At 38.8% G+C, this 14,355-nt stretch carries 12 protein-coding genes; 5 read left to right on the top strand and 7 right to left on the bottom strand.

Annotated elements, in window-relative coordinates; translation table 11 throughout:
• Positions 1 to 434: 434 nt before the first annotated feature.
• The 3 genes from ACEXOE_RS19140 to ACEXOE_RS19130 all read left to right on the top strand — a co-directional run bounded on the left by ACEXOE_RS19140 (position 435) and on the right by ACEXOE_RS19130 (position 6,856).
• Entirely contained in the window at positions 435 to 1,964 is a 1,530-nt protein-coding gene (locus tag ACEXOE_RS19140) for a helix-turn-helix domain-containing protein (protein WP_394750465.1), read from the top strand.
• 234 nt (positions 1,965 to 2,198) lie between these two features.
• Positions 2,199 to 5,390, top strand: a complete 3,192-nt coding sequence (locus ACEXOE_RS19135; protein ID WP_394750464.1) for a SusC/RagA family TonB-linked outer membrane protein — start codon at positions 2,199 to 2,201, stop codon at positions 5,388 to 5,390.
• A 5-nt stretch (positions 5,391 to 5,395) separates the two neighbouring features.
• The gene (locus ACEXOE_RS19130) at positions 5,396 to 6,856 is read left to right on the top strand and encodes a RagB/SusD family nutrient uptake outer membrane protein (RefSeq protein WP_394750463.1); all 1,461 of its coding nucleotides are present in this window, start codon (positions 5,396 to 5,398) and stop codon (positions 6,854 to 6,856) included.
• A gap of 335 nt (positions 6,857 to 7,191) precedes the next feature.
• Here the strand turns inward: ACEXOE_RS19130 and ACEXOE_RS19125 are convergent, their stop codons facing one another.
• Positions 7,192 to 7,977, bottom strand: coding sequence for an alpha/beta fold hydrolase (locus ACEXOE_RS19125; RefSeq protein WP_394750462.1), 786 nt, complete (start codon positions 7,975 to 7,977; stop codon positions 7,192 to 7,194).
• Between the two features lie 250 nt (positions 7,978 to 8,227).
• Here ACEXOE_RS19125 and ACEXOE_RS19120 point away from each other — a divergent pair, with 250 nt between their 5' ends.
• The gene (locus tag ACEXOE_RS19120; protein ID WP_394750461.1) at positions 8,228 to 8,422 is read left to right on the top strand and encodes a hypothetical protein; all 195 of its coding nucleotides are present in this window, start codon (positions 8,228 to 8,230) and stop codon (positions 8,420 to 8,422) included.
• A 7-nt stretch (positions 8,423 to 8,429) separates the two neighbouring features.
• Here the strand turns inward: ACEXOE_RS19120 and pyrF are convergent, their stop codons facing one another.
• Both pyrF and prfA read right to left on the bottom strand, forming a co-directional pair.
• Positions 8,430 to 9,251, bottom strand: coding sequence for an orotidine-5'-phosphate decarboxylase (gene pyrF / locus ACEXOE_RS19115; RefSeq protein WP_394750460.1), 822 nt, complete (start codon positions 9,249 to 9,251; stop codon positions 8,430 to 8,432).
• 25 nt (positions 9,252 to 9,276) lie between these two features.
• Complete coding sequence (gene prfA / locus ACEXOE_RS19110; RefSeq protein ID WP_394750459.1) at positions 9,277 to 10,353, bottom strand: peptide chain release factor 1; 1,077 nt, start codon at positions 10,351 to 10,353, stop codon at positions 9,277 to 9,279.
• A gap of 368 nt (positions 10,354 to 10,721) precedes the next feature.
• On the opposite strand from prfA, the gene ACEXOE_RS19105 reads away from it, so the two are divergent.
• Positions 10,722 to 11,378 (top strand): ATP-binding cassette domain-containing protein, encoded by a 657-nt coding sequence (locus tag ACEXOE_RS19105; RefSeq protein WP_394750458.1) that lies wholly within the window; start codon positions 10,722 to 10,724, stop codon positions 11,376 to 11,378.
• A gap of 8 nt (positions 11,379 to 11,386) precedes the next feature.
• Here ACEXOE_RS19105 and ACEXOE_RS19100 read toward each other — a convergent pair whose 3' ends face one another.
• The 4 genes from ACEXOE_RS19100 to ACEXOE_RS19085 are packed head-to-tail and all read right to left on the bottom strand — an operon-like array spanning position 11,387 to position 14,342.
• Positions 11,387 to 12,661: a DUF3570 domain-containing protein gene (locus tag ACEXOE_RS19100; protein ID WP_394750674.1), complete on the bottom strand. Its 1,275-nt coding sequence runs from the start codon at positions 12,659 to 12,661 to the stop codon at positions 11,387 to 11,389.
• Between the two features lie 2 nt (positions 12,662 to 12,663).
• Positions 12,664 to 12,903: a DUF4266 domain-containing protein gene (locus tag ACEXOE_RS19095; RefSeq protein WP_394750457.1), complete on the bottom strand. Its 240-nt coding sequence runs from the start codon at positions 12,901 to 12,903 to the stop codon at positions 12,664 to 12,666.
• Between the two features lie 9 nt (positions 12,904 to 12,912).
• A complete protein-coding gene (locus ACEXOE_RS19090; protein WP_394750456.1) occupies positions 12,913 to 13,905 on the bottom strand; it encodes an FAD:protein FMN transferase in 993 nt (330 codons plus the stop codon).
• On the bottom strand, positions 13,902 to 14,342 hold the full coding sequence (locus tag ACEXOE_RS19085; RefSeq protein WP_394750455.1) for a thioredoxin family protein: 441 nt from the start codon (positions 14,340 to 14,342) through the stop codon (positions 13,902 to 13,904). The genes ACEXOE_RS19090 and ACEXOE_RS19085 overlap by 4 nt, the downstream gene beginning before the upstream one ends.
• Positions 14,343 to 14,355: the final 13 nt, after the last annotated feature.

Genomic DNA, 14,355 nt, shown 5'->3' with positions numbered 1-14,355 from the left:
AAAGTGCTGTGCAATATAGCGTTAGGCTAACAAGTATTCGTTGTTATACTACATTTCTTATTAAAGGACAATAAATAACAATTATTATCGTTAGTACTATATATTCATGACAAACACAAATTACCGATATTGGCCTAACTTCTTGGCATAATTGAAAGTAATTTACACAAATATTATTTTGAATTATTAATTTTTGAGTTAGTTAGTTTAAAACCGGTGGGAGCGCCGGTTTTTTTTGTGCACATAAATTGCTTACTAAAAATACTTCAACCCATTTGCTCCCATAAAGAATCAATAGTATTGAAAAATACTTTTATTTTATTTTCCAAGGGTAAGCTATTATCGGGGCTTACTCTTTTTGTGATAATTTTAAGAGGGTCTGCTCGAAATAATCATTAATTTTTCATTGCTAATTCATCAATCAAATCAAACAAATGCAAAAGGGAGTAATAATCACTTTACTGCTATTTGTATGTTTTTCCGTACCAGCCAATGCTTCCTTTCCCAAGGGTATTTTCAATAGCACTGTGGAGATATATGCAGATTCAAATTTGCAGTTGGCAAAAGCCGATAGTCTTTATCATACGCAAAACTATCTCGAAGCTGCAAAAGCTTATGAGAAAATTGCGAAAAATCCTGAACTCTATCAAATTCCCGTACTTAAAAAGTTGGCATTCTGTTATGCCGCGCTGAACAGCCCAAATAGATCCATAGCTTATATTGATCAATATCTTTTGACTGAATTTGACACTACTATTTTAATGGATGATGCCTTTGACCCCATCAAAGATTCAAAGGAATTCAAGGCAGTGGTTAAAAAATATACGCCCAATTTCAGTATTATTTCCTTTATCTATTTTTGGGTGGCACTCATTGGTTTTTTTATCACCATAACACTTAGTTTAAATAAAAGAATTGAAAACATTTCCAAGATTCTGATTGGTGCCTTTATCTTTATACATTCCTTTTTCATTCTCCATATTTGCTTGAATATTACCAATTATCAATACCAATTCCCTCACTCTTATCTTATGTCCACTTCATTTTCATTTTTGTATGGACCCCTATTATATTTCTACTTTAAACGGGTAACTTTACAATATACCTTTAGAAAAAAAGATGTTTTACATCTAATTCCAACCTTACTTTTCCTCATCTACATTGTCCCCATTTATGCGCTCACCAAAGATGAAAAATTGGCTGTTATGTTGGGCAATGCCAGTAAAAACTACAATCCGGCAGATTCTGTATATGTAGGCCTGATCGTAAGTCTAAAATTGGCTTCTTTGGTCATCTACGGGTATTTCATACGAAAACTATACCTCTCGAGTAGAAAAAATGTGGATTATCCTAAAGAACATAGAGCTTGGTTAAAGAATGTATTTGGTATACACTTCTTTTATATTCTCAGCTATGCCATCTATGGGGCTTTGATCAGCAATCATATTTCGTCCGGTTTTTTCTATCATTTTCAAATTGCGTGTATGTCCAGCATGGTCATATACGTAGGTTATATCGCCAATGTGCAACCCAACGTTTTCAATTGGAATTTCGTCGCGAACAATAAACTCAGTTTAAAATATGAAAAATCAGGCCTCACCCAGAGTCTATCCAATGAACTCAAAACACAATTGATTCAATTGTTCAACGAAGAGAAAATATACAAGGAAAGTAATATTAATCTAGAGATACTTGCAAAAAGTCTAAATACGACAAGACATAATGCCTCACAGGTAATCAATGAACATTTTAATATGAGTTTTCATGAATTGATCAATACCTATAGAATCCATGAGGCCAAGCAGATTTTGAACAATGACAACAATAGAAACTTCAATATTATAGATATTGCTTACGAAGTTGGATACAATAACAAGGTTACTTTCAACAAGGCCTTCAAAAAAGAGACCAATCTTACACCAAGTGAATACCAAAGAAAGCAATCCTTCCGAATATCATCGTAAATAAGCCGTAAACTTTCATCGGACAGGTAAACGTTTATAGGCCTTACCCCTAAATACTCCAATAGCTTTTTACTTTGATTCTACGAACTAAACTATATGTAAAAGCAGCTCTGGAAACATACTCCAAAACATAAGCAAACTTCGGTCTTATTTACAAGGGTATTATTTTTTTGAATTAGTCAGCAAAAAATTCAGGGCTGCCATTTTACACTATAAATTTAAAATCATAACAATATGAAAAAAAGTAAATGGTTGTGTATGCTATTTCTATTTGGAGTTTCAATGGCATTCGCTCAGGTAAGAACAATCTCAGGGCTGGTAACCGATCAAGGAGGGCTACCATTACCTGGGGTCAATGTGTTATTAAAAGGTACAACAACGGGAACGCAATCCGATTTTGACGGTAATTATAGTATTCAGGCCAGCACCGGGGATATTCTTATATTCTCATATGTTGGCCAAAAGACCAAAGAGGTCACGGTGACCTCTTCCAATACGCTCAATGTACAAATGGAAGATGATACCCAAGCTTTGGAAGAAGTTATTGTTGTAGCTTATGGTACGCAAAAGAAAGAAGAGATAACGGGTTCCGTAACCACAGTGAAATCAGAAGAACTTACCAACGTGCAAGCGGGTAGTGTTGTACAAGGCTTAGTAGGTAAGATATCAGGGGTTCAGATCATTAATCAATCCGGGGTTCCAGGTGCGGATCCTTCTGTACGTTTTCGTGGTATTGGATCCATTAACTCCTCCAATGCACCTTTATACGTTGTAGATGGGGTAGTTTTTAACGGAAATCTGAATTCGATCAATAATCAGGATATCGAATCCTTAACCTTCTTAAAGGACGCTTCTGCAAATGCCTTATACGGAAGTAGAGGAGCCAATGGAGTGGTAATCATTACAACAAAAAAGGGCGCTTCGGACAGATTGGAAGTAACCGTAGATAGTAAGGTAGGATTTACCACCAGAGCCGTTCCCGAATATGACATTTTCACGGATCCAGGAGAATATTATGAAGCTGCCTTTGATCGGTGGAGAATTGGTTTGATCGATACTGGTATTGACCCTGTGGTAGCTGCGCAGACCGCTGCGAGTCAAATTGTATCTGGTGGAGATTTCTCCTTAGGATACAACAATTACAATGTACCCGACGATCAGGTCATAGACCCCACTACAGGAAGGATCAATCCAAACGCCAGATTACTCTATCAAGACAGTTGGTTGGATGAATCTTATAAAACTGGATTCCGAAGGGAGAACTACCTAAGTTTACGGTATAGAAATGATGTATCCAATACCTTTTTATCTATTGGACATTTAAATGACGAAGGTATTATCATTAATTCGGGCTTTGAACGAACCACAGCTCGTCTGGCATCTGATTTTAAACCTACAAAATGGCTAAAAATAGGAGGTAGCATCAACTATGCCCATACTTTACAGGACAATCCATTTTTAGGGCGAGGATCTGGAAACGTTAGTAATATTTCCAATTGGGCCAGAACCGTGGCCCCTGTATATCCTGTTTTTGGAAGAGATGCCCAAGGGAATATCCTCACCAATACCGATGGCAGTCCTATTTTTGACTTCGGAACAGGAAGTAATGGTACTGTTGGCGTACGACCCGCTTTTAGAGCCAATGCTAACCCCGTGGCTACAGGATTGTTGGATATTGATGGTAATGTGGCCGATAACTTCTCTGGAAGGTTCAATACTTCGGTAACGTTCTTAAAAGATTTTGAATTCACCTATAACCTCTCTGTAGATATTACCAACGGAAACATTACAGAGTTCGCTACACCCATAGGTGGAGATGCGGTACAGGTAAATGGTAGAATTACGACACGTGCCAATAGAGGGGTCACTTTTGCCCATCAGCAATTATTGAACTGGAAAAGAGATTTTGGGAACCATAGTTTAGCCGTTTTATTGGGACACGAAAGCAATGACTTTAACTTTAGGTTATTGCAAGGACAAGTGACCGAAACGGTAATTGATGGTTTGGCCGTATTGGATAATGGTGTCAACATTCAATTTTTACAGGGCTATGAAAAAGACTATACGGTAGAGGGATACTTTTCCCGTCTTACCTATGACTTTGATGATAAATACTTTATCAATGGAAGTTTTAGACGCGATGGCACTTCGGTTTTTTCACCAGAAAACAGATGGGGTAACTTTTACGGACTGGGTGTGGCCTGGTCTGCACATAAAGAAAATTTCTTAAGTGAGGTATCCTGGTTAAACAATTTGAGATTAAAAGCCAGTATCGGGCAACAAGGGAACGATGCCATTCTTTACGAGGATAACCGCACCACTTCTGGCGATTTGGACAATAGAAATTACTACGCTTATACCGACCAATTCGATATTGTAAATGCCGGAAACAATGTACCCGGAATTACCTTTTTTCAATTGGGCAATGAAGATTTGCAATGGGAAACTTCCACAAACCTCAATGCCGGTTTTGAGATGGGCTTGTTCCAAAACAGAATCAGTCTAAATGCAGAATATTTTGAACGAAAAGTAGAAGACCTTTTATTCTTTAATCCCATTGCCAACTCCGAAGGTGTAGGTACGCGGCCAGAAAATGTAGGCGATATGCAGAATACGGGTATAGAAATAGAAATAGGGGCCGATATCATACGCAGTGAAAATTTCAATTGGTCCTTTAATATCAATGGAACCCATTATAAAAATGAGATTACCCGATTACCGGTGGAGTTCATAGATGATCCCAATAATGGTAATTTTAGACTGGAAGAAGGCAGATCCCGGTTTGATTACTTTATGCGGGAATTTGCAGGAGTGGACCCTGTAAATGGGGATGCCCTTTGGTTCACCGATGTTCTGGATGCCCAGGGCAATCCAACCGGAGAACGGGAAACCACCAACGACCGTCCCAATGCCACAGAGTACTTTATAGGGAAAACGGCGATTCCGGATGTATATGGTGGGTTTTCAAGTGCCTTTTCCTACAAAAACTTTGGGTTGAACGTAAGTTTTGCGTACCAAATAGGAGGCTATGGATATGATGGTATCTATCAAACCTTATTGGGAACAAATTCTGCTGGAGACAATTACCACAGAGATGTACTCAATTCTTGGACTCCTGAAAACACACAAGCTTCAATTCCACGATTGGATGTTTTTGACCCCAATCAAGCTGGAGGTTCGGACTTCTTCCTTGTAGATGCTTCTTACCTCAGTTTACAGGACGTTACCTTAACCTATAATTTTAGTGGTAAGCTACTGGATTATATTGGGTTAACAGCGGCAAGATTGTACGCCACAGGAAACAATCTATTTTTATGGACCAAGGCAAGAAGGGGCTATGACCCCAGGTTAAGCGTTACCGGAAATGCGATTAACGAATTTGGTTTGGGAAGAACAACTTCTTTAGGTTTAACACTTAATTTTTAAACGTTATGAAAAAGTATCATTTTTTAAGTTTATTTATCGCCATAGCCTTATTCATGGGATGCGAAAGCGATTTTTTGGATACGGCACCTGCCCGATCTATTTCAACGGAACAAGTAGCTGGAACTCCAGCGGCCAATGATGCCCTTATCAATGGAATATACGCAAACTTACGTTCTTTCGGTATTGGAAACCCCACTCGTGTAGATGTAGATTATGGCCATAAAGGAGTCACTGCCGGTTTTGATATGATGGCACAAGACATTGTGTTGAACAATTTTAATTGGTATATCTTTTTTTATAATTATAATGGGATACAACAGACCAGTAGTAGAACACGGATTGTCTGGAATACCTATTACGCGGCAATTGCCGATGCCAATAGTGTTATTACCGGATTAGAGGACAAGGAAGAAGAACTTACCGCAGAAGAAAATGCGCTATTGGGACAAGCCTTGGCCATCAAGAGTTTTTGTTTATTTAATCTGGTCAGGGTATACGCCTTTACCTATATAGGCCATGAAAACGATCCTGGAATCCCAATTCCGGACCGTAGAAATTTTGAGGGAAAACCTAGGGGGACCGTTCAAGATGTGTACGACCAGATCATTCCTGACCTGGAAAGAGCCATAGGCCTATTAGATGGTTTTGTACGTGCCAACAAACAGCAGATCGATCGCAGTGTTGCCCAAGGAATTCTGGCCAATGTTTATTTGGAAACCGGAAATTGGGCGCAAGCGGAATTAAATGCCATTGCTGCTAGGGCCAATTTTGGATTGATGACCGGAGAACAATGGGCCACTGAAGGCTTTGATGAAATTTCTAACCTGGAATGGATGTGGGGTGCAGACATTGACAGTGAATCTACCACCACCTTCATCTCTTTCTTCTCTCATTTTGACAGTTCCCTTGGTGGGTATGGGGGAGAGCTTGGGGGATATAAATTGATCGATGCCCGGTTGTATGATCAAATTCCGGATACAGATTTAAGAAAAACAGCCTTTGCCGACCCGCTAGACAATACGACAGGTTTCCCAGATTATGCCAATACTAAATTCGACGATGGTACCGAGGCATTTGAAGGAGATTACGTGTACATGCGCGCAGCCGAAATGTTTTTGATCGAAGCCGAAGCAAAAGCCAGACAAGGAAATGCCGCAGCAGCAGATGTTTTATTTGACCTGGTAAGTACACGAGATCCAGGATATGTACGATCTGGCGCCACGGGCGATGCCCTTGTGGAAGAAATATACCTTCAGCGCAGGATAGAACTTTGGGGGGAGGGAGTTTCCTGGTTCGATTTGAAACGCTTAAAAAGACCCTTGGACCGTACTTCTGCCGGCACAAACCACAAAGATTTTGGGTTGATCGATTTTGGTATAGAAGCCAATTCGTTCCGTATGCAAATTCCAGAAGTGGAACTTAACTCCAATGAAAACATCAATGTTGAAGATCAGAATCCAAGTTAATTGATCATAACCAAACACAAACAACTACACAAAAAAGCCTTTGCATATGCAAGGGCTTTACTCGTATTTAAGGGGCATTATTTCATACCCATGGCGTAAATTTCATGTAAAAGTATATCGGAGGAGTAAATGTTTATAGGCTTTACCTAAACCTATCAAAAAGTATTGTTCCTTTAACTGGTAAACTAAATGTAAAGCGGCTCTGGAGCACTACTCCCATAAAGACAAAACTACCATTTATAGTTTGTTTGAGTATGTATTTGAATTAGCTGTCAAAACCCTTCAGAGCTGCAATTTAGACGAATTGGAAAAACGAAGAGCAACATTATATATGGCTATAGCGTACGTTGGGAAAGGTATGCAATAACCTTATCATTAAAAACCTTGGGTTGTTCCACATTGACTACATGACCACATTCTGGCACCACAAAAAGTTCCGATGTGGTGTGCTTTTTTACAATCTTTTCAATGGAAGGAAGAAATAAATAATCTTCTTTACCCATAACATATAAGGTTGGGATCTTAATATCTACGGTTCTAAAAAAACGAAGCAAAGGGTTTATTTCCGATGTAAGCTTAAACCAACGGATGAATTCTTTCTGATATAATTTCTTTGCCTCCCGGACAAATAGCAATCGGGATTCTTTGTGATTCTTGTTGGGCATGATTACAAATGCAAAGAATTTGTAGAGCCACAGATAAGGAATTATAGACTTAAAAATAATCCCCAATCGCATAAGCACTTGAGATCTGAAGTTTAACTTCATAATGGCTCCGCCCATGACCATGCTTTCTACTTTTTCGGGATATTTCTCCGCCAGATTACGAATAAGTATCGTGCCCAAAGAAATTCCTATAAAATGTGATTTTTGAATGTTTTCATGTTCAATGACCTCAACGATATCCTGGGTAATGGAATCAAAGGTGTATTTATCGCTAAAAGCGTCCTTTAGGTTAGGTTTTGAGTTTCCGTGCCCCCGTAAATCCAATAACAATACATTAAAATGTTTTTTAAACTCCCGGACTTGTTTAAACCAAATGGAAGAACTTCCCCCTGCTCCATGAACAAATGTGACCCATTCTTTTGAAACCTTATGAGGATACGTGGTATAACTGAGCACTCTTATATTTTTTATAAATGTAATTGAATTCTATGATAGTAGCACTAAATTCTTGTTTTTTAGTTAAAATTCCGCCTTTGTTATTCATCGATCATATCTGCATTTTCTGTTTTGAAGCTCCTTTTGTCTTATAATTCTCTTAAATTTTGGATAAAATGCCAAAATAATGGACGTATCCCTATAGATTCGAAAACCATAGCATTCTTTAATCCGTATATTTAAAAAAGTACATAATCGAAAAAATCTTATAATGAACAAGCAATATTGTAGAGTGGGAACTGTAACTTCCATCACGGCAGAAAACCATGCCATTACTATTTTAGAATACCAGTATCAAAATTTTATGGAGAAGGCGTCCAATATTAAATATATGGATACCAAATTAGGGGAATTTTTTGAACAAAAAGCCCAGAAAATCAAAAAGACTTTAGAAGATCTCATGTAATTTTCTCTCAGGAGATTTTTTTCAACTCCTCCTGCATTTGACCTTGTAACTCTTTTGCTTTTGCTGCAGCTTTATTCGCATAATCCATTCCGGAAGAAGCATATATGATTCCCCTAGAGGAATTGATCAAAAGCCCTACCCCACTACTCATACCATAACGGCATACTTCTGTTAAACTACCTCCTTGCGCGCCTACTCCGGGCACTAAAAGGAAGTTGTGGGGCACAATTTTTCGAATATCGGATAAATATTCTGCTTTGGTTGCGCCTACAACATACATGAGGTTTTTAGAATTTTCATAGGTTTTGGAAGTTTCCAATACGGTTTTATACAATTCCTTTTCCCCTATCTTTTTGGTCTGGTAGTCAAAAGCGCCTGCATTAGAGGTCAATGCCAAGAGAATAGTATGCTTATCCGCAAAGGATAAGAAGGGTTCTACAGAATCTTTTCCCATATATGGGGCTATGGTAATGGAATCAAAGCCTAAATTTTCAAAAAAAGCCTTGGCGTACCTTGTAGACGTATTTCCAATATCCCCGCGTTTTGCATCTGCAATGGTAAAAATTTCAGGATAATTACCATTTAAGTATTCCATGGTTTTCTCCAGCGCCATCCATCCCTGTATTCCATAGGCTTCATAAAAAGCTATATTGGGTTTATACGCTACACAAAGGTGATGTGTTGCATCTATAATTCCTTTGTTAAATGCAAAAATAGGATCTTCTTCATCCAAAAGATGTTTTGGAATCTTATCTAAGTCGGTATCCAAACCTATACATAAGAACGATTTTTTCTTATGTATTTCTGCAAGGAGTTTTTCGGTGGTCATATTTCTTGGTACAAGCTCTGGTAATCTAGAAAATCTCAGAGGCCTCTTTAAGTTTTTCGGTATTTTCAACAAGCATCAATTCATCCAATATTTTTTGGATATCGCCACCTATAATATTTTGCAAATCGTACAAGGTAAGTCCAATTCTATGATCGGTAACCCTACCTTGAGGATAATTGTACGTTCTGATTTTTGCAGAACGATCACCACTGCTGACTTGCGAATTACGTTTGGCCGCATCCTCTTCCTGTTTTTTGGCCAATTCTAAATCATACAATCTGGAGCGCAATACCTTAAACGCTTTTTCTTTATTCTTATGCTGGGATTTTTGATCTTGACATTGTGCCACCAATCCTGTAGGAACGTGGGTTAAGCGCACGGCAGAATAAGTCGTATTCACCGATTGCCCCCCTGGCCCGGAAGAACAGAAAAAGTCGATCCGAACATCCTTGGGTTCTATTTGCACGTCAAATTCTTCTGCTTCGGGCAGTACCATCACCGTGGCGGCACTGGTATGCACCCTACCCTGGGTTTCGGTTTGGGGAACCCGTTGTACACGATGCACGCCTGCTTCAAATTTCAAAGTTCCATAAACATCTTCCCCTGTTACTTCAAACTGCACCTCCTTAAAGCCTCCGCTGGTACCTTCACTAAAATCTATAGTACTTGTTTTCCACCCTTTAGATTCACAATATTTGGTATACATGCGGTATAAGTCCCCAGCAAAAATACTAGCTTCGTCCCCTCCCGTTCCAGCACGAATCTCCACGACTACATTCTTGGCATCTTCTGGATCCTTGGGTATCAGCAATAGTTTTATTTCTTCCTCCAGTACAGGTAATCCATTCTTGGCCTCTTCCAATTGCATTTTAGCCATTTCTACCATTTCGGCATCACTCCCATCAGCTATGATTTCTTCCGCTTCGGCTATATTATTGGTAAAGGCAATATATTGATCTCTCTTTTCAATAAGGATTTTTAAATCCTTATACTCTTTGTTCAGCTGCACGTAACGCTTTTGGTCCATGATGATATCCGGTTGGATAATCAAGTCTGAAACCTCATCAAAACGTTGTTTTACAATATTTAATTTATCGATCATAATCTAACTTCACTTGGAATGCGAATTTACAATAATTTTGTACATTTAGACCTATCTACACCCTATATGCCGTCTATTTTTAGAAGAGTTACCTATCGCCTCTGTCTTCATTTTTACATAAAGTTTATGTGGACTCCGATTCTGCTCAGTATTGTTATCTGGTATATTAACCAGTCGTTAGTGGCCATAGTCCTATCCCATATCCTATTCTTTATTCTTGTTTACCTTTCGTATTTTGAATCGGGCAGGCGGAAACAATTGGATTTTTATCAAAACTTTGGGATTTCTAAAGGGGTATTATTTGTAATTTCCACTTGTTATAGTCTTTTAGCTGGTATTTTGCTCTACTACATTCTTAACCTCTTCTAATGCTGGAAATAGATAATGTTGAACTGGAATATGGCCGTAAAAAAGTTCTCTACGGTATTTATATCAAAGCCGAAGCGGGAGAAGTTACCGGTATTTTGGGAAGAAATGGTTCTGGAAAAACTTCTTTATTGCGCATTCTATTTGGCACCTTACACCCCAAGTACAAAAACGTACGTTTAAATGGTGTACATCAAAAAACAGATTTATTCAAAACCAACAGTATTGGATACCTCCCTCAACATCAATTACTACCTCCATCAATTTCTGTAATGAAAACTTTCCATCTCTTTCATCAAAACTGGGAAGGCTTCGTTCAAGAATTTCAGCTTTTTGATAAGTACAAGAAGGCAAAAATCAAACATCTATCTTCTGGAGAGCGCAGAGTCATGGAAACTTATCTGATTTTAATGACCAAAAAGGATATTATTCTCCTAGACGAACCTTTCTCCTTTATTGCACCACTTTATATTGATAAAATCAAAGCATTGATCAGGAGGCAACAAAAGGAAAAAATCATCATGATAACGGATCATTTATATGAAGAGATTCTGGATATCAGCGATACGGTATACTACCTGAAAGACGGACGCTCTAAAATTATAGATTCTAAAGAGGTTTTGATAAATGAGGGATATATCAACAATTCCTTGGATTAAGCCCTTTTCTAGTTACCTACGAAAGTGGTTCCAAGGGTAACGATAAAGGAGTTGAGTCCATCACTACGATCATACGCATTCAATCGCAGGTCTAGCGTTTTTAGGCCAAAATGAAATACTTTGGCTTTGGTAAAAATATCTTTATAACGCACGCCCATACCATATTGATGCGCCGTGTAGGCCGACAAGTCATAGTCTGATGTATAAAAATCAAAAGTAGACAAAGCCCCTTCCTTTGGATTAAAATACTCCGCTTGGGTCTGTGTGTAAAACCTGTAGTTGGGGTATATGGTAAAGGCATCGGTTAATTTTACTGGTATTTCCAAACTTGCGGTATGGGAAGTGATATCCCAGTCGTCCGTGTAGAAACGGTAATATGATCGTAGAATAAAAGTATCGTTTAAATAATAGTTTAAGCGGCCCCCGATAGGAATTTTTAGTCGGGAACTTGGCAAGCGCTCCACATCATCTGCCAGTTGAAAATCATCAATAAAAAAATCTTCGACATCCCCAAAGTTCACACGTTGAAAAGGCGTGCTCAAGAGACCGTTTTGCCGCACGATATCTGCAAAAAGTGCCCCCTGCAGTTTTTTGGATAAAATCTGGGAAAACCCCAGAGAAACCGAATATGAATTCCTATTGACCTCCTCAAAAGGATTAACAATAGGGGCATAAGTCCCATTCCCTACAATTCTATCATCAAAAAAGCCCCCTCGCAATTCAATGGGATACCTAGGGTTCCATGTATCTAAATAGACCTGACCACTAATACTGACTTCTGTATTTTTTTCATTGAATAAACGGGTATATCCGCCTCCAAAACCTATGGAAAAGTAGTCGTATTCCGTAGAGAAATACGCATTGGCCGTCCAAATACTATTTCTATCCTCTGAACTATGTTGATAGGAGGGCCGTAAATGAACCAATTCATCCTTGCGTGAAGCTCCGGAACTTGCTATAAATGCACTTACTGGATCATTTGGATTTCCATCTAAAGGATTCACATTACTACTGGAAGCAGAAGTATAGGCCGAAATCCCAATATCTACCGTAAGAATATCATTGGCATTCATAGGTACCCGCACTACAATACTTGAGGTAAGATCGGTTAACTCCTCAGTACCTTCTCCGGCCGTTACGGCAGCATTCTGGCCATCTTGACCGTAATAACTGAAGAGCAAATCGATTTCAGAAGTTTCCAAAATCCTTTTTTTATAACTGGTGTCCCCTTCTTGACAAAAGGCCCAACCGCTTAAAAAAAGACAACATATGTAAGCTAAGATCCTCACTCTGGACAATCCTCTTGAGGTTCATTTAAATTGCATCCGCAACCTCCACCAGTTTTCCCTCCATTGGCTCCGGACGACGCTTCCCTATAAATCTGAAAATTGGTTTCGAAACGCTCCATACCACGGGCAGACAGCAACATTTCTTCATCATTCAGATACACTTTTTCATATTCTTTCACGGCTACGCAGGAAGAAGAAAATAGGGCTAAAAAAAAGATCAGGGCCAGTTTTTTCATAATTGGTGATTATTGGTTTGTATCCAGGATGATGCCATTGCTCTTATGCATCTTATTATTACTGTCTATGATGATGACATCGGTTCCCCGTAATTGATTGATCAGGGCCAGGCCGGTATTGGTTCCCATGATAAATACCGCTGTGGCCAAAGCATCGCATAACTCTGCTTTTTTTGAAAAAACGGAAACACTATGTATTCCCGAAGTAGGATAACCGGTTCTAGGATCTATGATATGGGAATATTTCTTCCCTTCGTGCATAAAATACTTTTCGTAATTCCCCGAAGTTGCCACGGAAGACTCTACTACGGGCAACCAAGAAAAGAATTTATTCTTATCCAATGGATTTGTAATACCCACTAGCCATTTTTCACCATTAGCCTTTGTTCCCCAGGTAGTTAGATCTCCGGCAGCGTTGATAATACCTGCCTTCACTCCTTTAGAAACCAAAAACTCCTTTGCCTTATCCGCTGCATACCCTTTTCCAATTGCTCCAAAGGCAATTTTCATTCCTTTTTCCTTTAAAAAAATGGTTTGCTTTTTCTCGTCAATAATGATTTTCTGATAGCCAATTTTTGCAATCGACTTCTTGACTTCAAGTTCGTTTGGCAAGACCTTCATACTGCCATCAAACTTCCATATCTCATCTATTGAGGCATAGGAAATATCGAATGCCCCATCGGTGATTACGGATAGTTGTTTTGCACGTATGACCAACTGCAAAATTTCCGGACTGACTTTTACTGGTTTTATTCCGGCATTTCTATTAATCGCACTAGTTTCCGAATTTTTATCCCAGGAAGAGATCTTTTTTTCAATCCTTCGAATCTCGGCTATAGCTTCTGCAACACTGATCTGTCCTATTTCTTCATTTTCTGCGACCACAGTAATCTCAAACTTCGTCCCCATAAGAGTCAAGCCCCTATTTACGGTGACAAGATCTTGACCATAGGTTGCAGAATATATAAAAAAACTTAAGAATACAGCTAGCAGTGATTTCACTTCATAAAAGAGTTTAGGTGTTCTATATAGGTATTGGGGTCCATTTTCTTATACCCGGTTTTTCCCAATACCTTTTCATTTTCATTTAATACCAACACTAAAGGGTAATGCCCCTTAGGGTTATACTTTTCTGCCAAGGCCTTGTTTTGTTCCACAAGTTCTGTTGGCAGTTGATTTTTCTTTTTCTTTGGAAAATCTGCATTGTAGAGCACATAATGTTCCTTTGCATAGGATTTAAAGGCTTCAGATTGCCAAACACTTTTGTTCAAACGTTTACAGGGACCACACCAATCCGAACCTGAAAAGACCAAGACGATGGGTTTATGCTCTTTTTCTGCAGTCGCCAAAGCATCGGCATAATCTGTCTTCCATTCCTGAGAAAAGACACTTAAAGTAAAAAAGAAGCTTAGAATAATTAGGGCATTTTGTTTTTTCATCACAGTAGGTTTT

Source organism: Spongiimicrobium salis (genome assembly GCF_043678055.1).
GTDB classification, from domain to species: domain Bacteria; phylum Bacteroidota; class Bacteroidia; order Flavobacteriales; family Flavobacteriaceae; genus Spongiimicrobium; species Spongiimicrobium salis.
Note: the sequence above shows the minus strand (reverse complement) of the source record. Positions and strands in the feature narration are given on the sequence as shown.